This window comes from Corallococcus sp. 4LFB, from assembly GCF_046520365.1.
GTDB classification, from domain to species: Bacteria; Myxococcota; Myxococcia; order Myxococcales; family Myxococcaceae; genus Corallococcus; species Corallococcus caeni.
This window is the reverse complement of sequence record NZ_JBKGHJ010001150.1, coordinates 1-754: the sequence shown is the minus strand read 5'-3', so window position 1 is coordinate 754 and position 754 is coordinate 1. Positions and strand designations below refer to the sequence as shown.

The following is a 754-nucleotide window of genomic DNA, read 5'->3' as shown; positions in this document are numbered from 1 at the left end:
CGAGCCCGCCCACGTCGTGCAGGAGCGCCAGGTCGCCGGTCAGCAGCACCGCGGGCCTTCCGGCCGCCGCGGCCATGCCCGCCGCGCTGGACACGATGCCGTCGATGCCGTTGGCGCCCCGGTTCGCCAGCACGCGCAGCGGCACGCCACCGCCGTGCGCGAACGCATCCACCGCGCGGATGGGCATGCTGCTGGACACGAAGAAGAGCGCGTTCGCCGGCAGCGCCGCCACCACCTCGCGCGCCAGCCGGGGCTCGGTCAGCGCGTCCGGCTGTTCCCCGAGCGCCGTCTCCAGCGCGCTCCGGGCCACCCGCTCCGCGTTCACGAAGTCCTGCGCCCAGCGGCCCGGGCCTCGCGACAGCCCTTGCGTCAGCGCACGGCACGCGAGCACCGCGCTGCCCTCCACCACCCGCGCCGCCCGGTGCGCCGGGTCGTACAGCGCGCCCTCGTCGCTGAAGACGGTGATGTCCGCGCCGGAGCCATCCAGCCACTGCTGCGGCGACTTGGGCGTCAGGCCTCCGCCGAAGCGCAGCACCACTTCCGGCGCGTGGGTCCGCGTGAACGGCTCATGGCGGAGGAGCGCGTCGTAGAGCGACACGGTCAGCGGGCCGCCGCCGTAGCGCGCCTGGGACGTGGCCTCCGCGAGCACCGGGTAGCCCGTCGCCAGGCTCAGCGCGGCGATGGCGTCCGCGAAGCCGTCGTCCTCGTCGCGCGGGCCGCACACGATGACGCCGCGCTCGGTGGCGGCGATGCG

At 76.0% G+C, this 754-nt stretch carries 1 pseudogene; it reads right to left on the bottom strand.

Annotated features, from left to right (window positions below):
* Positions 1-754, bottom strand: a pseudogene (locus tag ACLEQD_RS44640) (2-succinyl-5-enolpyruvyl-6-hydroxy-3-cyclohexene-1-carboxylate synthase); the annotation flags it as partial.